This is a genomic window from Lysinibacillus sp. RS10, from assembly GCF_041956855.1.
GTDB classification, from domain to species: domain Bacteria; phylum Bacillota; class Bacilli; order Bacillales_A; family Planococcaceae; genus Lysinibacillus; species Lysinibacillus xylanilyticus_A.
Genome location: NZ_CP167122.1, coordinates 1,625,659 through 1,642,247, shown reverse-complemented (window position 1 = coordinate 1,642,247; position 16,589 = coordinate 1,625,659). Strand labels below are relative to the sequence as shown.

The 16,589-nt window shown below is 36.4% G+C and carries 26 protein-coding genes; 2 read left to right on the top strand and 24 right to left on the bottom strand.

Annotated features, from left to right (window positions below; genetic code table 11):
- The 10 genes from ACB089_RS08290 to ACB089_RS08245 form a co-directional block, all read right to left on the bottom strand.
- A complete protein-coding gene (locus ACB089_RS08290; protein ID WP_374965999.1) occupies positions 1 to 612 on the bottom strand; it encodes an HK97 family phage prohead protease in 612 nt (203 codons plus the stop codon).
- Positions 602 to 1,852 (bottom strand): phage portal protein, encoded by a 1,251-nt coding sequence (locus tag ACB089_RS08285; protein ID WP_374965998.1) that lies wholly within the window; start codon positions 1,850 to 1,852, stop codon positions 602 to 604. Before ACB089_RS08285 ends, ACB089_RS08290 begins: the two co-directional genes overlap by 11 nt.
- A gap of 12 nt (positions 1,853 to 1,864) precedes the next feature.
- Positions 1,865 to 3,544, bottom strand: a complete 1,680-nt coding sequence (locus ACB089_RS08280; RefSeq protein WP_374965997.1) for a terminase large subunit — start codon at positions 3,542 to 3,544, stop codon at positions 1,865 to 1,867.
- A complete protein-coding gene (locus ACB089_RS08275; RefSeq protein ID WP_374965996.1) occupies positions 3,541 to 4,002 on the bottom strand; it encodes a phage terminase small subunit P27 family in 462 nt (153 codons plus the stop codon). Before ACB089_RS08275 ends, ACB089_RS08280 begins: the two co-directional genes overlap by 4 nt.
- 84 nt (positions 4,003 to 4,086) lie before the next feature.
- Positions 4,087 to 4,476, bottom strand: coding sequence for an HNH endonuclease (locus ACB089_RS08270; protein ID WP_374967524.1), 390 nt, complete (start codon positions 4,474 to 4,476; stop codon positions 4,087 to 4,089).
- Positions 4,477 to 4,540: 64 nt separating this feature from the next.
- Entirely contained in the window at positions 4,541 to 4,723 is a 183-nt protein-coding gene (locus ACB089_RS08265; protein WP_374965995.1) for a hypothetical protein, read from the bottom strand.
- 102 nt (positions 4,724 to 4,825) lie between these two features.
- Positions 4,826 to 5,167 carry a type II toxin-antitoxin system HicB family antitoxin gene (locus ACB089_RS08260; RefSeq protein ID WP_374965994.1) on the bottom strand — a complete coding sequence of 114 codons (342 nt, stop codon included), beginning with the start codon at positions 5,165 to 5,167 and terminating at the stop codon, positions 4,826 to 4,828.
- Between the two features lie 39 nt (positions 5,168 to 5,206).
- Positions 5,207 to 5,431 (bottom strand): type II toxin-antitoxin system HicA family toxin, encoded by a 225-nt coding sequence (locus tag ACB089_RS08255; RefSeq protein ID WP_374965993.1) that lies wholly within the window; start codon positions 5,429 to 5,431, stop codon positions 5,207 to 5,209.
- A gap of 108 nt (positions 5,432 to 5,539) precedes the next feature.
- Entirely contained in the window at positions 5,540 to 5,776 is a 237-nt protein-coding gene (locus tag ACB089_RS08250) for a hypothetical protein (protein WP_374965992.1), read from the bottom strand.
- A gap of 201 nt (positions 5,777 to 5,977) precedes the next feature.
- On the bottom strand, positions 5,978 to 6,376 hold the full coding sequence (locus ACB089_RS08245) for a hypothetical protein (RefSeq protein ID WP_374965991.1): 399 nt from the start codon (positions 6,374 to 6,376) through the stop codon (positions 5,978 to 5,980).
- A 719-nt stretch (positions 6,377 to 7,095) separates the two neighbouring features.
- On the opposite strand from ACB089_RS08245, the gene ACB089_RS08240 reads away from it, so the two are divergent.
- Positions 7,096 to 7,605 (top strand): DUF3231 family protein, encoded by a 510-nt coding sequence (locus tag ACB089_RS08240; RefSeq protein WP_374965990.1) that lies wholly within the window; start codon positions 7,096 to 7,098, stop codon positions 7,603 to 7,605.
- Positions 7,606 to 7,885: 280 nt separating this feature from the next.
- Here the strand turns inward: ACB089_RS08240 and ACB089_RS08235 are convergent, their stop codons facing one another.
- The 14 genes from ACB089_RS08235 to ACB089_RS08170 all read right to left on the bottom strand — a co-directional run bounded on the left by ACB089_RS08235 (position 7,886) and on the right by ACB089_RS08170 (position 15,767).
- The gene (locus ACB089_RS08235; RefSeq protein ID WP_374965989.1) at positions 7,886 to 8,080 is read right to left on the bottom strand and encodes a hypothetical protein; all 195 of its coding nucleotides are present in this window, start codon (positions 8,078 to 8,080) and stop codon (positions 7,886 to 7,888) included.
- 372 nt (positions 8,081 to 8,452) lie between these two features.
- Complete coding sequence (locus tag ACB089_RS08230; RefSeq protein WP_374965988.1) at positions 8,453 to 8,863, bottom strand: hypothetical protein; 411 nt, start codon at positions 8,861 to 8,863, stop codon at positions 8,453 to 8,455.
- A 17-nt stretch (positions 8,864 to 8,880) separates the two neighbouring features.
- Positions 8,881 to 9,342, bottom strand: coding sequence for a RusA family crossover junction endodeoxyribonuclease (locus ACB089_RS08225; protein ID WP_374965987.1), 462 nt, complete (start codon positions 9,340 to 9,342; stop codon positions 8,881 to 8,883).
- 17 nt (positions 9,343 to 9,359) lie between these two features.
- Positions 9,360 to 9,869: a single-stranded DNA-binding protein gene (gene ssb, locus ACB089_RS08220; protein WP_374965986.1), complete on the bottom strand. Its 510-nt coding sequence runs from the start codon at positions 9,867 to 9,869 to the stop codon at positions 9,360 to 9,362.
- The gene (locus ACB089_RS08215; protein ID WP_374965985.1) at positions 9,862 to 10,017 is read right to left on the bottom strand and encodes a hypothetical protein; all 156 of its coding nucleotides are present in this window, start codon (positions 10,015 to 10,017) and stop codon (positions 9,862 to 9,864) included. The genes ssb and ACB089_RS08215 overlap by 8 nt, the downstream gene beginning before the upstream one ends.
- Positions 10,018 to 10,023: 6 nt before the next feature.
- Positions 10,024 to 10,458, bottom strand: a complete 435-nt coding sequence (locus tag ACB089_RS08210) for a hypothetical protein (RefSeq protein ID WP_374965984.1) — start codon at positions 10,456 to 10,458, stop codon at positions 10,024 to 10,026.
- A complete protein-coding gene (locus ACB089_RS08205) occupies positions 10,445 to 11,680 on the bottom strand; it encodes a replicative DNA helicase (protein WP_374965983.1) in 1,236 nt (411 codons plus the stop codon). Before ACB089_RS08205 ends, ACB089_RS08210 begins: the two co-directional genes overlap by 14 nt.
- Positions 11,680 to 12,525 (bottom strand): phage replisome organizer N-terminal domain-containing protein, encoded by an 846-nt coding sequence (locus tag ACB089_RS08200; RefSeq protein ID WP_374965982.1) that lies wholly within the window; start codon positions 12,523 to 12,525, stop codon positions 11,680 to 11,682. Before ACB089_RS08200 ends, ACB089_RS08205 begins: the two co-directional genes overlap by 1 nt.
- A gap of 11 nt (positions 12,526 to 12,536) precedes the next feature.
- Entirely contained in the window at positions 12,537 to 13,337 is an 801-nt protein-coding gene (locus ACB089_RS08195) for a PD-(D/E)XK nuclease-like domain-containing protein (protein ID WP_374965981.1), read from the bottom strand.
- Positions 13,306 to 14,187 (bottom strand): hypothetical protein, encoded by an 882-nt coding sequence (locus tag ACB089_RS08190; protein ID WP_374965980.1) that lies wholly within the window; start codon positions 14,185 to 14,187, stop codon positions 13,306 to 13,308. Before ACB089_RS08190 ends, ACB089_RS08195 begins: the two co-directional genes overlap by 32 nt.
- A complete protein-coding gene (locus tag ACB089_RS08185; protein ID WP_374965979.1) occupies positions 14,184 to 14,363 on the bottom strand; it encodes a hypothetical protein in 180 nt (59 codons plus the stop codon). The genes ACB089_RS08190 and ACB089_RS08185 overlap by 4 nt, the downstream gene beginning before the upstream one ends.
- An 8-nt stretch (positions 14,364 to 14,371) precedes the next feature.
- Positions 14,372 to 14,629 carry an AbrB/MazE/SpoVT family DNA-binding domain-containing protein gene (locus tag ACB089_RS08180; protein ID WP_374965978.1) on the bottom strand — a complete coding sequence of 86 codons (258 nt, stop codon included), beginning with the start codon at positions 14,627 to 14,629 and terminating at the stop codon, positions 14,372 to 14,374.
- Positions 14,626 to 15,117 carry a hypothetical protein gene (locus ACB089_RS08175; RefSeq protein WP_374965977.1) on the bottom strand — a complete coding sequence of 164 codons (492 nt, stop codon included), beginning with the start codon at positions 15,115 to 15,117 and terminating at the stop codon, positions 14,626 to 14,628. The genes ACB089_RS08180 and ACB089_RS08175 overlap by 4 nt, the downstream gene beginning before the upstream one ends.
- A gap of 368 nt (positions 15,118 to 15,485) precedes the next feature.
- Complete coding sequence (locus ACB089_RS08170; RefSeq protein WP_375122140.1) at positions 15,486 to 15,767, bottom strand: helix-turn-helix domain-containing protein; 282 nt, start codon at positions 15,765 to 15,767, stop codon at positions 15,486 to 15,488.
- Between the two features lie 155 nt (positions 15,768 to 15,922).
- On the opposite strand from ACB089_RS08170, the gene ACB089_RS08165 reads away from it, so the two are divergent.
- On the top strand, positions 15,923 to 16,543 hold the full coding sequence (locus tag ACB089_RS08165) for a LexA family protein (protein WP_374965975.1): 621 nt from the start codon (positions 15,923 to 15,925) through the stop codon (positions 16,541 to 16,543).
- The last annotated feature ends 46 nt before the right edge of the window (positions 16,544 to 16,589 follow it).

The following is a 16,589-nucleotide window of genomic DNA, read 5'->3' as shown; positions in this document are numbered from 1 at the left end:
TTATTTTCCACCTTTCAATTTTAAAAACTCTATTTCTTTTTCATACAAGGAATAAACAACATTTTCTCGTTTTTCTTCCTGTTCTTCTTTTGTAAAATCCTCAATTTTCGCCTTAAAATCAGCACCACGTGTTTCAGAAATAGCTTCTTCTTCCCCGCGAGATTCAATTGAAGTAGCAATATAAGCAGGTGTTTTATCCAAAATTGACACTTCTAAAAGGTCTAAATCCTCAATAAAACGTCTTTGAATACCGTTTTCTCCATCTTCCCAACGGTCTTTATTGGAAATGAAACCAAACGACCAACCTCTTAATTCGCCATTTTGCGCCTTTTGAATGATTTCGTCGTCGGAAACCTTCGCAATTGCACGCAAACCGATGTTATCCTCATACAATTCGAGATTTCCTTCTTTAATTGAACCTAATTTACGGTTTTTATTATGATTGAATCGTAATTCGACATCACTAGCTTTTTGCAGTGCTCTTTCAAAAGTTTTGGGCACGATTTTCTCCACAAATCTCCCTTTAGGTGAAGGAAGCACTCTACTTTCACGATCAACTGCATTAACATAGCCATCGAGTAGCACTTGATTTTCTCTAATTTCAATCCTCATTTTCTTCACCTCCTTCCAAAGCTTGCCCTGGCTCTGAAATATCAGCTGTTTTATTTGTATTAGGTGTGTAAATCTGTTTTGTTTTTGGATCATACAAGACATCTTGCAAGCCTAATTTAATGAAATCTAACCCAAGTGGTGGAAGATCTTCTGAATAACGAACTTCATCTACTTGCATCCATCCGTTTTTAACAGCGATTTCATAAGCTTTAAAACGTTTTTCAATATCGCCTTTAATAAGCTCTTTCATATCGAAAGCAAAATAAAAAGACTGCTCTTTCTCAGATGGAAGAAGCAAGTCCTTGTTTAATGCCGTTTCAATCGCTCGAATAATCGGCAATATGCAATTTTTTATGAAGTTCCCATGTACTGCTTCACTGGCTGAACCGTCCAAAATGCTATCAGGCACTTTAAATAGTTTATTAATTTCGCTTGAATTGGTTTTTTTATTTTCATTCAGCTGCATTTCAACCGATGTACTTGATGCCTCTTTAAAGTCTAAGCCATTATTTAAAACAACAATATTTTCAGTATTGTTTTTGTATAAATTGTTCCAGGCTGTTTTTAATTCAGAAATAGCGTCCTTAGACAATCGACCAAGAGACTTTAAGAAACCTTTTTTATTACCACCTGTTTTAACAAGTGAATCCTCAAAAACAAGTGTATTGTATGCAACAGATAAAATTTTATTGTGATCTTTTATGATTCCATTACCTGTTACACCGTCTTTTGAATTTCGAGCAATTTTTATAAACTCAAATTCTCGATAGTTCACACCATTAACGGAAATATCATAGCTTTTAAATATTGGATCAACACCAACTAGCACCGATACATTTCGGTTCTCAACATAGTGAAGACTTTCAATATCATTTCTTCTCCGATTGATATATGCGTAGCCTGCACCCTCCAATAAGTAATCAGTCACTAAAGCCTTTTTAAACTGGAAGCCATCTAGCGTGTCTTGTGTCTCGTCATTAAGTAGAATAACGCGTCTATCTTCTTCCATTTCTTCAATTTTACCGCTGTTTTCTCTGTACAATTTGATAGGTAGAGTTGCAATAAGACCCGAAATCAAATCTACACAGGTGCCAACACTAGGTATACTTAACGCTTCTTCCTTTGTTAATACTGCACTTGCTAAACCTGCTTGCAGCAACAATTCATCCATTCCACTCTCGCGAAACTCCTGAATATGTCTGTAATCACGCCATTCACGCCACTCTTTAATTAATCCCACAATCTCACCTCCTTAAATGACTTGTGCGCCCCAATCAGCATCAGGATTAAAGATGACATCATGCTGCAGTAAATAGATTGCATTGATTAGACTTACAACCATATCGACCTTGCCAGTTGATTTTTTCTTATTAACATAGATATTTTTGTTTGTGTCCTCAGTAACTTTTGCATTTTGGAAATTTTCTTCTAGCAATTCATTCTCGGTATAGTGAAATTCTTTGTTCATAATCTTTTCTCTTAACAGCTTTGTAGCTGGATGTAACACGCTTGAATGCTGCTTTACTTCCACGGTAACTAGACCTTCTTTTTCTAATTTCTGAGCTGTAGAAAGGCAGTTATATCGGTCATAAGCCACTCCCATGACAATTACCTTGAATGTTTCTTCTACCTCTAAAACCTTTTGTTCAATGAATCCATAATCTACGGTCATATCACCACAAGAAAAACATTTTCCTGACTTAATGTGATCGTAATAATTAATTTTCTCCACTCGGTTTTTATCAGGAATACGCTCTGTTGGCACAAATGCATAAGAGTCCGCATAGATTTCCATGTCTTCCTCAGTCACCAACGAGAAGGAACAGTTATCATTTGTCATGGCCAAGTCTAAACCTAACCAAACTTGACGGCCTGTCCAATCGAACTCATCCATTTTACATTTCCGTAAGTCTTCCACATTAACGTATGCTTCACCACTATTTGAAGGCAAAAAGTGATTCATATGTTTACATAGATATTCTTCGCGTTCTGAGGGCTTTTCTATAGCTGATTTACGGCTATCTCGAATCTCGTTATAGTTTTCCTCAATCCTCAGTGGATTCGCCTGATAGAGCCCTGTATCGTCCCATAAATGCTCGTCTTCTGCATAATATAGCAGCGCAAACATGCGATCATCTTCAATAAATCCATTAAAGACTTTCTTTGCATACGCCAATTCTTCCAACATTATTGATTTATCCTCGGCATAAGCAGTTGTTAATTTAAAACGCAATGGATTTTTCACGTTCAATTGCCCTGACTTCATGGCATTTATATTCTTGTAATCCTTAAAAGCACCCACTTCATCAGCAATAAAAGCTGAAGGACGGATTGAGTTGTTTCGATTCGCCTCTGCAGTACGTGCCTGGTAAAAACTATTTGTTAAAGTACATACAATACGTCCACTTAAAGTTTTAGGGATCACAAAGTATTTTGCTATGTCAGGGCTGGCCATGATAATTTGCGTCATTGCCTTTTTAACTTCACCTGCAAGCTCACGATCCAGGCAGATTGAATAAAACTCTGAATGATCGTCTTCTGTTAGCATTAAGATAATGATGATTAGAGCGCAAATGAAAGTTTTCGCATTCTTACGTGGAATAAATAACGTAATATCACGGTATCGATACTTTTCTTTATCGTTTTTAAAGCGCCAACCAAATATGTTTACAAGAAAAAAAGCCTGGAATCCTTCCAAGCCTTCTAAAATAGTTTTACCTGCTACCCCTAACCCTGTTGCGAAATTAAGTAAATCCAATAATCCTTCGATTTTTTCTACTTCTTCCATATCGAAATAGTAATCAAAATCATCTTCATACTGCTTTTCTAAATCTTTGAGGAACCAATTACACTGAATAATGACCTCTTTTGTTGTAATTTCTTTGCCCTTTACAACTCTTTCAGCGTATTTTACCGCCTTTTCAAAAATCATTTTTTACCACCACTCAATACTTTTAACAGCGGATCATCTTCTTCAACTCGGACTTGGAAATTAATATTTCCTAACTTCGCACGGCTTTGAGGTGACAAACTTAGCTCGTTACAACAACGGAAAAATTCTTTCGAGTATTTATCTTTAGCACTCAATAAATTTCGGTCCAATAAGCGTTCAATATCTTTGTTAATGATTCTTTCAATTTGCTGCACCCGATCAATAGCTACCGCACAGGTACTCAATATGTAAATATCGAGATTCCCAAGAATCCCACTCGCTTGTAGTTCCTTTACGATGTAATTGAAAATTTTCTTTTGCCTAGCATTTAAGTGTGTTGGAGGCGAGATTTCATCGGCAGCACCTTTTAATTTTTCTTCTGTTTGAGTACGAATAGCAATTTCTTCTTTCGTTAAATTCTTACTCATTGTTTTGACACTTTTTGACGGTCTAACCAATTTCCTCACCTCCTTAAAAATTTTCATTTAGGGAATTTTTTTCGAGCAAATAGGGGCAGTCGGTGTACGGTAATCTCAAAAATTTTAATCCAACACCCCGGGGGTACTCTCACAAATCATATTTTTTAATTTATTTTTTGAAATTAAATCTTTCTCAGCAAGCTCATGGTGATAACGACAAAGAGAGATAAGGTTATCATCATCCAGTCTCTTGTCCCATGCATCTGCTATAGGTTCTATGTGATGCACCTCTAAGTCTGTGAAGTTATACTGCGTCTGTGTATTGTGTAGGTTATGCAAGCATACCTGGCATAGATGTTTGTCACGGTCTGCTATGTGTGCACGCTTATTCTTCCATGCCCTACTCCATCTAAATCTATCAATGTATGTTGTCTTCTTTACTGCTGCTGGCTTAGATGGACACCGTTGTCCACGCTTATGTATACCACCACAATATGTACAACTCTTTAGCATTGCATTACATCCTTTCGTAAGCATAATAAAAAGCCCCACTCAATTGAGTGGGACTCGAAACTAATTAGACATAATAGTTGTAAATTACAAAGAAACTATTCGCTCCTACTGGCACAACTTGATGTACTTCAATGTTGTCTGTTTTTTCTTCTTGCATAATTTGTTCAAATAATCCATTGATACCATCAGTTAATGTAGGACAAGTAGTTCCTAAAGTAATTTCCCCTAACCATTGCTTTTTTTGCATAATTACACCTCCTATTAGTATAATAATATATTAATAGGAAACATTTGTCACATTATGTCGCTTAATAAAAAGCCACGCTCAAATGAACGTGACCTTGATAACTTATTTAGAAAGCTTATAAACAACATATTGATTTAAAGATACACCCTCGTCTTCAGCTTCTTGTGCCAGCTGCTTATGCAATGTCTTAGGAACACGCACATTAAATTTACCACTGTAATCATGGTCAACAGGTTCAGGGATTGGATCACCGTATTCTAACTTCGTTTCAATAGTCATTTGTAAAACTTTCTCTAAGTCTGTATAAGCTTCTTCAATAGTTGCTGCTGGTGTATGACAGCCATCCAACTCTTTGATATTAGCCCAATACCCGTTCTCAGTTTTACGCACTTGAAATGTATACGGTAACGACAAATAATAATGTAAGTCTTTTTGATTTTTCATGTGTTATGGCTTAAGATAGAAGGGAAAACAGAAGGGGAATTACTCCCCTATTCTGTTTAGTGCATCCTTCACAGCTTGAATATCCACTGGATTTTCTCGCTTGATGGTTGTTACAAGTCCTTGTTCATTTCGGAACTGGTGATGTGAGCCCGCAACTCTTACTACCTTGTATCCGTTATGTTCGAGGACTTTTTTTATTTCCGCGAAGGTTATGCCCTTTGGTTGATTTTTCATCTTTTCGATGATTTTCTCTATCTTTGCCATGTTTCACCTCCCACTATTATAGTACCAAATATAGTACTAAAATGCAATAGTTTTTATGGAAATGTTTATAATAAAAAGCCACACCATGTTAGATGTGACCTTTATGTACTATTTAAAACCAATCTGACTAGCTATACCTGGTAGGTAATAATTTAATAGAACTAATACAAAAACTCCAAAAGATATTATCGGAAATGTAATTTTGAACAACCAATTAGGCATCTTAGTAATCTTTTTAAAGATAATTTGTAAAACTATTACTAATATCATTACTACCGCAAGAACAAGGATATGGTTTTGAATTACTTCAGGTCCATTTCCCCAAATCTCTTTAAAATCCGGCATCTGTTCCCTCCTTAAGATATTATTTTCCATAATTATATAATTATTCTTTTATATTCACAAACAAAAGACCACTCATAATAGAGTGGCCTCATGCCGAACTGAATGGAGGTTTATGGCTTGTGATGTAATTATCACACTACCATCATATAACGATTATTCAATAGATTCAGCCACTACATAGTAAGGTACTATTTTAATACATTACTTAGATGATACTTTTTCAGCGTATTGCATCATACGCATAATATTAGCGTGTTTCATCTTAATATAGTTTGTGCTGTAATTTAATTCACTAGCAATTGTTTCCAGCGTCTTACCTTCCACATGCTTACGATAAAGTATTTTATATTCAAGCCCATCGAACGTGCTAATGAGGGTTTTCAGATCATGAAGGTCATTTAATTTATGAGCCAATTCATATTCGATTGCTTCAATCTTTTCTTCTACATTTGCCCCCAATGATTTAGCTTCAAGCTTGTACTTACCTAAGTCATTCACATTTTCCCAACGCGTTAATTCACGCTTTGTTTTATCGAGATTGTATTCAAGGTAAGTAATTTGTTCTTCAAGCTTTCGATAATCCTTCAACCATTCGTACATGTGCAGCACCTACCTTGTTTATTAATTTACATAAAAAGTGAGCTGTAGCGTTGATTACACTGCGGCTTTTTTTAATGTATATTTATTCTTAAATTTGTACACACTAATATAGGATGTCTCTACAACAAAGGCTGTGGCATTGTTTGATTGCTGCGGCTTTTCCTATTTTTAAATTTATTTCAAAGGCTATTCACTATACATAACCAGCAACCTGAACATAGTTATAGTAGTGTTAAGTAAATTTAGCTTAACTCACCGATTTGTTGGCTTTGGGTCACTCTGCCTCAAGTGACCCTTTTAACATTCCGTTATTTTAAATCAGATGGTAAAGACCTATATATTCCAATAACAAAAGCATTATATAAAGTGTATCCCTAATATGTTTACATTTTTATTAACCTTTGGATCATTATTTTAGCCATTTCTTATTAAAGAGATGGCTCTTTTTTATCCTTCCACACATATTTATAGTTGTAATATTTTCAACTCAAATTACATACATTGATTTTGGGATAGCAACCTGTTGCGTCGCCCCAAACGACTTGTACCACGCTATCCCGCAATTTCACATAAAAGGGTTTGATTTATTAATTTAACATATGTGCTTTTATTTTTTTCTCATATTGTTAATTAAGTTTTTTTTATGAATTATTTTTTTAATTTCACCCATACTATCCTTGTTTGAAAAAATGGCGAATAACCAGAAAAGGAAGTGTAGTATGGGAATACTTAGCGGAAATCCAAAAGATGAACCATTGCATTACGGTGAAGTATTTAGTGTTTGGTCAAGTTTAGTTGCAGACTATGGTATGATTGCTGGCTATCAAACGTTCTATAATCATGCAGGTGACGAAGATCTAAAAAAAATTATTGAAGATATAATCGAACTTTGTAGGGATGAAGTAAAACAATTAGAAAAAATACTAAAAACTAATGGTATTGGTTTACCTCCTGCTCCACCTGAAAGACCTGTAGCAAGAATGGAAGATATCCCTCCAGGAGCAAAATTTAGTGATCCAGAAATTAGTGCTGCACTGTCAGTTGACCTAGCTGCTGGATTAGTTGCATGCAGTCAGGCAATGGGTACATCAACTCGAGAAGATATTGCTTTAATGTATGGTCAATTCCATGCAGCTAAAGCCCTAATCGGTGCTAAACTACTACGTCTTAATAAAAATAAAGGCTGGTTAGTTCCACCACCATTACATGTAGATTATCCAGAAAAATAATATTTATTTACCTGGCAAACCGTCTCCCCCAGTTTAATACTGGGGATTTTTTCGTTCCTCAAATTGTTCATTACACCTTAAATGGGTACTCATTATTTTTAATACGATTTAATAACTTTGCCATCATTTCTATAATCGTTTCTCTATCTTTGTTGTTCTGCAAATATCTATCAATTACTGGATACCGTAAAATCTACTTCGTCATATTTGTGTGACCTTTCAACTTGAAATAAAACTGTTTCTTTGTTCAATACTTTGCCTCCTTCTTACACATTTTCTTTTAATCATCTAATGAAATCATTTTCAATTGATTTTTACCGTTTACGCTTCGCTTTTCGTAAATTGGATACGTCATGTATTTCAAGAAATCGATTGTTTTACCTGTTTCTCTACTGATTTCTCGTATTGTTCCCTCTGTAATAAACTGCTCCCCTTTGTATAAGGCGTAAATTCGTTTATGCCAAGGTATTTTCATGTCATTTCTTCCACCTCATCAGTAACATTTTTCTTTCTCCGTAATGCCTTCAAGAACCTTATCTTTCACCTTGTCCCAAATGTCTTTACTTACTGTCCATTGAGAGCCTAAATCGTCATTGTAGAAACCTCTGAATCCGGCAAAGCCTTTAAAATATTCTTTTAGAAATGCATCGAATATCTTTGAACCGAATTGATGCTTACTTAAAAACTTGTGTTGACGAATTTCATGTAAACCATCTTTTTTGTACTAATAATTTACCGTTATGACATAGCACACATTTTTACGTTTATATATCACTTTCTAGACCTCATTTGCTGTTTTTGGGTATAAAAAAGAGAGCTCCTATAATTAGAGCTCTCTATTCAATTGTTATTCAGTCTCACTAGGCTGCTGATTAACTTCATCAATGCTCATTTGATCGTTTGAAGCTTCTTCTTCATCGTCTTCCTCAGCCTCATAAAATTCATCAATAGACATTTGGGATGGCTGGATTTCTAATTTAACGTTATTGCCAGCGAATCTATAAAGCTCATAAACCTTTTTAGAATCACGTTTGACGTTGAACTTTAGCACCGTCTTTTTATCGTCTCGTTGGATGGATACAAATTCAGCGCCTACGCCTTCCTGATCTTGAACTTTTAAAATAGCAATTGTACCTGGTAGTTTAAGAAGCTCGTCCGCATGTGGTAGTTCGTCACTTAGAACATGGAACATTAACACTTCTTTCTTGTCGTCCTTTTGCATCTTTTTGAATAATACGTTTAGTTGAATGTTTGTCATTTTGAATATCCCCTTTATTAGTTGTTTTGGAAAAGTTTCATTTGCTCGCTGTTGTCAGATTCCCATTCTATTGTGACTACAGCTTTTGGGCTTTCTCCGTACCATTTGCGAGCTAGTAATTCCGTAACTTGACTATCATCTTTCCAAATCACGTTCGTTATTCCATCTTTAATCCCTTTGACTAGGTTATCAATATCGGGTTTCTTAGTTGGACGTAATGTGCCATTTATAGCGGCTGTAAGTTTGTTATGACTTTTGATAATTTCTTGTGTTAATGGTCTGTATACATCAATAGTCAATTTAATTTCTTGTGTTATCAAGCTATCAAGCGCATATTTTTCAGCTACAGCCGCAACATATTTCTTGTATTCTTTTGATTCTTTCGGATCGTAGATTGTTACTATTTTTCCTCTAGTCGCTGCTTTTGGCCTTTGCTGTGGTTGTACATTTCCTGGTATTTCAAATGTTAGTTTGTTCATAGTTTCTCCTTCCAAAATCAGAATGGAAGATCATCTTCGGACACCTCGACAGGGCCTTTACTATTTGCAAATGGATCTTCGTCTACCCTTGTATAATTTGGCTGTGTGTTTTGAGGCTGTTTATAGCCTCCTGAGCCGTTTTGAGGACTTGCCCCTCTACTTGCATCAGAACGCACGTTCGAACCATTCTGAGCGCTTTCTGAGCCTTTATTCGGCTCTAAGAATTGAATGCTATCGGCTACAACGTCTGTCGTGTACACGCGCTTGCCATCTTGCCCCTCATAACTACCTGTTTGAATTCGTCCTTCAACACCTATTAAATTACCTTTTCGTTGAAAGTTTGCTAGATTCTCAGCTTGCTTTCTCCAAGCAACGCAACTAATAAAGTCGGCTTCAGGTTCTCCGTCCTGCCCCCTGAATGTTCGATTAACGGCTACTTTGAAGCGACATGAAGCAACACCATTTGGTGTATAGCGCAATTCAGGATCTTTTGTTAAACGGCCAACTAATACAACGCGATTAATCATGTTGTTCCTCCAATCCTTCAAGTGCGATATTATGAATCTTTTCGTATGCTGGGTTCATATCGATTAAACCTTTTGTGATCTCTATGATTTCTTGAAGTGCTGTGTGCTGATTGTTCAATACCCCAGCTTTTTGCGTCTCTTTATCCATTCGCCTCTATCCTTTCGTGAAAATCATTGCTGTAGCTGGAAAGATTAATGTTTCATCTTTCACCTGGCGTAATGATTTATTTTTTTGTTGTTCAGGAAACCAAAAGCTCATGTCCATCTTGTTTGAAATGTCGAATATCTTTGTTGTTATCCTTCCAAGCTCTCTATATACATGGCCCTTTGCCGATTCTTCGCTTTTAGCGAAAATGATTATGTGCTGCATGTTACCAAGTGGAACCGAATAAATCTTGATTGTTTGCAAATTCAGTTCATTGCGTTCTCGCATTTGCTTCACTTCATCATGGTTCACTAAATTCCAGTTGATATTGTTGGCTCTATCGGTTCCCTTTTTGACATTGTTTTTTATAAGCCAATAGATTGAGTAGGCAAGTAGCTCATCATCACTCTTAATTGCATCTAGTAACAGCTCATTGAACGTCACTTACTACACCTGTCCATCTGTTGAATTTGGCGTTTACTGTGCCTACTTCTCCTTCACGATTTTTCGCAATGATGATTTCTAATGAATCGTCTTCATCATTTTTTGAGTAATAAGCATCGCGGTACAGGAACACCACAACGTCTGCGTCTTCCTCAATACTTCCTGATTCACGTAAATCTGAAAGCATTGGACGTTTGTCAGGTCGCTTTTCAACACTTCGAGATAATTGAGCTAGTGAAATTACTGGGCAATTAAATTCTTTTGCTATAGCTTTCAATGCCTTTGATATTTCTGAAATTGATAAATGCATACTTTTTGATTCATCCGATGGCTTGATAAGTGTTAGGTAATCGATGAATATAATAAGCTGCTTGTCAGGATTCTGATTACGTACTTTCCTGATCTTCATTCGCATTTCCGAAATCGTTTGTCCACTCTTATCAAAAATTTCAACGTTTGTCTTAGCAACCTGAGCAATTACTTTCATCCAGGACTCTTTTTGGCCCTCTGTTAATCGCTCATACAAGTTTTTCATTTTGTTACGGTTATAGCTGCCTGTCGATGCAATCATGCGATCTCTTAATTTCACTGCAGACATTTCTAAACTAAAGACAATCGGTAAACACCCTTGCCAGCCTGCTTGCTTCACACAATGCAACATGAAATCTGTTTTCCCCATCGATGGCCTTGCAGCTAAGATAATTAAATCTGTATTCTGCCAGCCGTTTGTCGCGGTCTGTAATGCCTCTAAGCCTGTGGGGATTCCCTTAGTTCCTTTCGTAGGCTTCCAGGGATCTTCGGCAACTTGCATAACTAATTCGTTAATGCTGCTGTGATCGTCTGTGTTGTTAGATACTAGGCTGTTTAATTCATTCGTGATCTTTTCAAGTGTCCAGTTATCATGCTTGGCTACTTCCAAGATGTTGAGCTTTTCACGTTCTTGCCATTTATCAAGCAAGATGCCAACATAACTATCAAACTTTTCTTCATTTGCGAGATTTTGAATTTTATTAAGCTTTCCAGCTCCACCAAATTCTTCGGGTTTCCCTTGCGTCAACATGGTTATTAAGTCAACAACCTGTCCTTTGGCGTTCAACTCTTTCATGGCACGTAATACATTGCGATTCTCTGCATACTGGAAATAGCTTGGCTTTAAATCTGTATCTGTCAGTAAGTGAGAGAACTTTAGTAATGTACCAAGGACAGCTTCTTCTGTAAGCATTAACCTTCACCTCTCGTCATGTCGGAATTGATTGGCTTGTACATTGTTGTTTGTACAGGGCCTTGATTTTGTAATGGTATTGTAGGAACAAACTTGCTTTGCTCGTTTAAATATCCCTCAAATTTTGTTCCGAATAATGTCTCAGGACGTAAATACACAGACATCTTAGAATCTGCTAACCATTGAGCTGTTTTAATATCAATAACTTGTTTGAAATCCTCTAAGGTGAATTTCTCTTTAAACCTAGCTTTGATTAATGTCTGTGTTTTCTGAGATGTATGTTTGAATTTCTTATTAGCTTTTTGATTTAGATAATCGATAATTTCTTTGTAAGGAATAGAGTCGGGTTTACTACCCGACAATATATATTCTTTATCTATATCTTTATCTATATCTGTTGCGTGACATTGCGTGACTATCACGTGACTTTCTCCTGGCATTTCAAGAAGCTCCTGATTCCTTGTTTTTTCGCGTTGTTTCTGCTTTCGCAAGCGGTTTTGTTCGCGAATTTTTTGCATCCCATCGATGTTTTGGTGCTTCTCCCAGTTGCTAATAAGAACAACTTCTTGCTCGTCTACTTCTAACATTTTGTAACGCTGCAGTATTTGGATGGCATACCTTACTTTTTCTAATGGCCTGTTAAAAATAATCGCCATTTCCTCAATGTTCATCGGGATATTTTCACTTAGCATGATAAAACCGTTGTAATTCGCTTTACCTGCATAAGTGAGTAGTTTTATCCAAATGATTAAGATTGTGTCACCTTCGGGCATCCGTTCAATTAGTTTGATTTTCTCGTTATCAAACATATCTGTTTTAATTTTTATCCACGTTATGTCTGCCATTTTGGTATCACCTACTTCAAAAGAAACTCTATTTCAAAAGTATTTTTTAATTGTTTTGTAGTTCTGCAGTATTCGCATACCTCACATCGTTTCGGCTCCTTATTGCCTGATTTAGCTGCAATAATGCTTGGCAAATGCTCCTTTGCATATTCCAATTCAAAACCAAAACGGCTATTGTCAAAATGCAATATAGCTTTATCGGGCGGTGTTTCCTTCGTGACTGCCACAATATACGGAGCATAGTAAAAGCCAGTGTTTTGATAGATTATTTCACGATAGATAGCCATTTGTAGCACGTAATCATAGGCTTCAACGAATGAAACATACTTACAATACTTATCGCTCCAATAACGCTTATTAAGGATCTGAGTAGTCTTTAAATCAGTGAATGTTTTACGATCATGATTTATTGCATCAACTTTGATTTTCCAAAGGACACCGAACAATTCACCTGTATAAATAATTTCTTTTTCACCTTCCAGAGCGAACATTGCAAAACGGTCATTTTTGATTGTTTCTATCATGGAATCGGCTTGTTTAAAATCAGCGTATTTACCGCCTCTAGTATTGAAAATAACTCCTCTGTTTTCTTCCACAAACTCGTCAAAAACCTGGTCACTTTCAAATGCTGAATGTGTATAGGATCCAACTGTTAACGCTAGAGAGGAAGGGCGTTCATGCTCGCCCTTTAACTCAGCAATTACACTAGCTTCACACTCTATTGCACTCTTAAATTGCGATATTGATATATAGTGCTGATTAGCTTCATTCGAGTGATAATTATCCTTGTTCAGTTGGAACGTTGTTTGCATCTGACTTCACCTCCGCTTTTGGCGGTTCCTGTGATTTTTCAAATTCGGTAGCTAGTCCACTTGTTTGTTGCTTGCTTATATCTTTATTGAACCAATCTTCAACCGTAGACATATTGTCCTTTAATGAATTTCGAATACTTGTTAGTTGTGCAAGATCGAACTCACTGAACGAACCAGCGTTATATCCAAAGTGGGCTTCAATCATTTCCTGTGTTACGCCATATTTCTCTTTGAAGTGGCTTAAAGCACCACTAATTCGTTCTTTCAATGGTTTGTCTGATTGTCCTGCCAATGTTAAACGACATTGTTCCACTGCCATTTCAACCACATCACCAGGAATAACACCTAAAATACAAGCTCTTAATCTTCTAGCTCCGTCACTAGCTACACGCTCATAAATATCTCTTGGATCAGTTAATTTAGTTAAATTACCTCGCGCACTACGGACATGTTTAACTGTGAATATTTTTTCCTGACGGACATTCGTTTCAAGATCCCAACAATAAGCCTTTGCAACTGACTCACCTTCTCGCTGCTCTAGTTCCTGGATTCCGTATGATAGATTCCCCCAGTTTTGGGCTAATACCTCAGCAAGTCGGATGGACGGCCCTTCCACTTTTGAAGTACCGCGTTTATACGCATAGGTTGCTGTAGTCGCTAAAGACGGACGTTTACAAGCGTCCTGAATACGTTTTTCGGATTCAAAATAGTTACGCGGGAACTGCTTCGCCAAGAAAATCGCGCCCTTAACTTCTTCCATTTCACGAGAAGCACTAGATTGCGCTAATACACTTTGTTGTTCTGCTTGCGACTGAACATTATTAAACTGAGTTGTTAAGTCATTTGTCATTTTGCATCCTCCTGTGATAAAATGCCGTTAGTTATATTTTGTTTGTGCTTGTCATCGGTTGCCGCCTTTGACAAGTTTTTTTGTGCCTCTAATTGGGCTTGTTGTGCGTCTTCAATGTCTTGCCAGTAATCTGATTCTCTGTCGTATAAATCAGCGTGTGTGTAGCCTATACGCATGGAATCACCTACTTAATCAGCTTAATAGCACGTTGTAATACATCGATTGCCTGTTGACTTTTTGCATCAGCAACTAACTTTTCTAATTCCGCTGTTACTTCTTCTTTCTCAGCATTTGGTTGATATTTTTGTAGAATGATTTGATTATCATTGATAAAGATTTCTACTGGATCCTTTACATCAATACTTAAGCTACGGCGTAATTCGATTGGTAAAACGATACGACCTAACTCATCCACTTTACGAACAATTCCTGTTGATTTCATTTAATTTCTCCTCCTTCTAATGCTTCATCATCGACATTTGCGTAATATCCCTCCGCGTAGGCTTTGACTTCTTCTACTGCATCGATGATGCCGAATACTCGCTGTTGCATGAGCTTAAACTCACCGTGTTTAGATAGCAATTTATCTTCAAGTTTGTCGAATGGTAACTCTTCTTTAAGCTCGCCCATCTCAGTTAAAATATCCTGTAATTTAAAGTGTTCTTCTTTTTGCATATCCTCAAGATGCTTAATGAGCTTCAAGAAAGGGCTTGGTGTGTCATCCACAATTAATGATGCAAGATTATCCACATGATCATATGAATCTTTTAAACTAGAGCTACTATCACATAGAGTTTGAAAAATAGGTGTAACACCGTCATTTTCAACTGTTTCGTACATAACATGATCGATTTCGTCATTTGTACCTGCTTTAAAATGCATATCTACAATTTTGTGTTTGCGTCCCATAATATTTAAACGTGGTTTCATTTCGTTTCCTCCTAATAGTTTGATAGATTTACTTCTGACGTGCTGCTACTGTCTTCGCCATTGCCTCACGAATCATTTCGCATTTAACTTCAACTGGTAATGCCAACCACTCTGCTACTTTGATTTTCATTGGACTTCACCACCTTTTCTTTTTGTTTTGCTTGTTCCGCTAATATCCGAGGTATTGATGTACGCATAAAAAACTCTTTCATACGTTTGTACGTGTCTGGCGGAATCTCCGGTGGTTTAATTGGTTGTATTTTTAATCATCTCCTTCTTTCAATTTTTAACGTTGCTACCGTCACATAAGCTATAAGTTCCGACTATACCGTTATTGGCTCGGTATCACAGTGCGCTTTATTATTAATCTAGTTAGGTATCATTCTTTGACATTTTGGCACCACACTATATATAAACCTCTTCGTGTGTTGCCATTTCGGAAACGTTAAGGGTAAAAAAATCACAATATTTTCTCGTTCAATGCCGAACTTTTTTGTAATTAAAGAAAATTCATCAACATCAATTGGTAATTTCCCGTTTTCTTTTTTTGAATAAGTTCCTTTCGAAACACCTAAAACTTCACCCATTTCTTGAACAGTCAAACCTCTTGCTACTCTTTCTGCTTTTAGGCGATTATGGTTGAATTTCATATTTTCACCTCCAACAATTTGTTAACCAAATAATAGCATTGATGTTTCCATTCGGTCAACAAAAATATATTAATAGTTTAAAAACAATACTTAATTCCTCCTATTGTTTCCTATGAGGAAACATGTTAATATATTTATAAAGGAGGTGCTATTAATTGAAATCCATAGAAGTCGCTAAGAGAATAGAGAAAATAGCAGAAGAAAAAGGAATCAGCGGTGCTGAACTCGCACGAAGGATTGGAACAGATAGAAGTACAATTACAAGATACTATAAGGGCACCAGAAAAATATCTATGGAAGAGATACCTAAGTTTGCTGAAGTTTTAGAAGTAGATGTAATAGAGTTGTTATTTGGTTCAGCAGCCAAAAATATTAACTTAGTAAGCCAACAAAAAGTTGCCATTCCTATCCTTGGGAAAATAGCTTGTGGTGATCCTATTTTAGCTAAAGAAAATATAGAAAATTATATTTATAAACCAGCGGATAGTTTACCAAGTGGAGATATATTTGCATTACAAGCTAAGGGTGACAGCATGGAACCAACAATACCTGATGGAGCAATCGTTCTTCTACGCGCTCAACCAGATGTCGAAAATGGTGAAATTGCAGCTGTATTAGTAAACGGTGACGAAGAAGCAACACTTAAACGAGTTAAAAAACAAGGTGATACAATTTTCTTAATGCCAGATAACTCTAAATACACTCCTTACATCGTTGATGAAAATAATCCAGCAAGAATTATTGGTAAAGCATTAAGTTACGAAATGTTACTTTAATTCCAAAACGTTTTGAAATTAAAAAGTTAAGAGCAGACTCATCCGT

Excerpts from the sequence above, each read along its gene's own strand:
- ACB089_RS08290 (WP_374965999.1), bottom strand. The coding sequence starts at position 612 with ATGAGGATTGAAATTAGAGAAAATCAAGTGCTACTCGATGGCTATGTT.
- ACB089_RS08280 (WP_374965997.1), bottom strand. The coding sequence starts at position 3,544 with ATGATTTTTGAAAAGGCGGTAAAATACGCTGAAAGAGTTGTAAAGGGC.
- ACB089_RS08270 (WP_374967524.1), bottom strand. The coding sequence starts at position 4,476 with ATGCTAAAGAGTTGTACATATTGTGGTGGTATACATAAGCGTGGACAA.
- ACB089_RS08265 (WP_374965995.1), bottom strand. The coding sequence starts at position 4,723 with ATGCAAAAAAAGCAATGGTTAGGGGAAATTACTTTAGGAACTACTTGT.
- ACB089_RS08260 (WP_374965994.1), bottom strand. The coding sequence starts at position 5,167 with ATGAAAAATCAAAAAGACTTACATTATTATTTGTCGTTACCGTATACA.
- ACB089_RS08255 (WP_374965993.1), bottom strand. The coding sequence starts at position 5,431 with ATGGCAAAGATAGAGAAAATCATCGAAAAGATGAAAAATCAACCAAAG.
- ACB089_RS08250 (WP_374965992.1), bottom strand. The coding sequence starts at position 5,776 with ATGCCGGATTTTAAAGAGATTTGGGGAAATGGACCTGAAGTAATTCAA.
- ACB089_RS08245 (WP_374965991.1), bottom strand. The coding sequence starts at position 6,376 with ATGTACGAATGGTTGAAGGATTATCGAAAGCTTGAAGAACAAATTACT.
- ACB089_RS08240 (WP_374965990.1), top strand. The coding sequence starts at position 7,096 with ATGGGAATACTTAGCGGAAATCCAAAAGATGAACCATTGCATTACGGT.
- ACB089_RS08235 (WP_374965989.1), bottom strand. The coding sequence starts at position 8,080 with ATGAAAATACCTTGGCATAAACGAATTTACGCCTTATACAAAGGGGAG.
- ACB089_RS08230 (WP_374965988.1), bottom strand. The coding sequence starts at position 8,863 with ATGACAAACATTCAACTAAACGTATTATTCAAAAAGATGCAAAAGGAC.
- ACB089_RS08225 (WP_374965987.1), bottom strand. The coding sequence starts at position 9,342 with ATGAACAAACTAACATTTGAAATACCAGGAAATGTACAACCACAGCAA.
- ssb (WP_374965986.1), bottom strand. The coding sequence starts at position 9,869 with ATGATTAATCGCGTTGTATTAGTTGGCCGTTTAACAAAAGATCCTGAA.
- ACB089_RS08215 (WP_374965985.1), bottom strand. The coding sequence starts at position 10,017 with ATGGATAAAGAGACGCAAAAAGCTGGGGTATTGAACAATCAGCACACA.
- ACB089_RS08205 (WP_374965983.1), bottom strand. The coding sequence starts at position 11,680 with ATGCTTACAGAAGAAGCTGTCCTTGGTACATTACTAAAGTTCTCTCAC.
- ACB089_RS08200 (WP_374965982.1), bottom strand. The coding sequence starts at position 12,525 with ATGGCAGACATAACGTGGATAAAAATTAAAACAGATATGTTTGATAAC.
- ACB089_RS08195 (WP_374965981.1), bottom strand. The coding sequence starts at position 13,337 with ATGCAAACAACGTTCCAACTGAACAAGGATAATTATCACTCGAATGAA.
- ACB089_RS08190 (WP_374965980.1), bottom strand. The coding sequence starts at position 14,187 with ATGACAAATGACTTAACAACTCAGTTTAATAATGTTCAGTCGCAAGCA.
- ACB089_RS08185 (WP_374965979.1), bottom strand. The coding sequence starts at position 14,363 with ATGCGTATAGGCTACACACACGCTGATTTATACGACAGAGAATCAGAT.
- ACB089_RS08180 (WP_374965978.1), bottom strand. The coding sequence starts at position 14,629 with ATGAAATCAACAGGAATTGTTCGTAAAGTGGATGAGTTAGGTCGTATC.
- ACB089_RS08175 (WP_374965977.1), bottom strand. The coding sequence starts at position 15,117 with ATGAAACCACGTTTAAATATTATGGGACGCAAACACAAAATTGTAGAT.
- ACB089_RS08170 (WP_375122140.1), bottom strand. The coding sequence starts at position 15,767 with ATGAAATTCAACCATAATCGCCTAAAAGCAGAAAGAGTAGCAAGAGGT.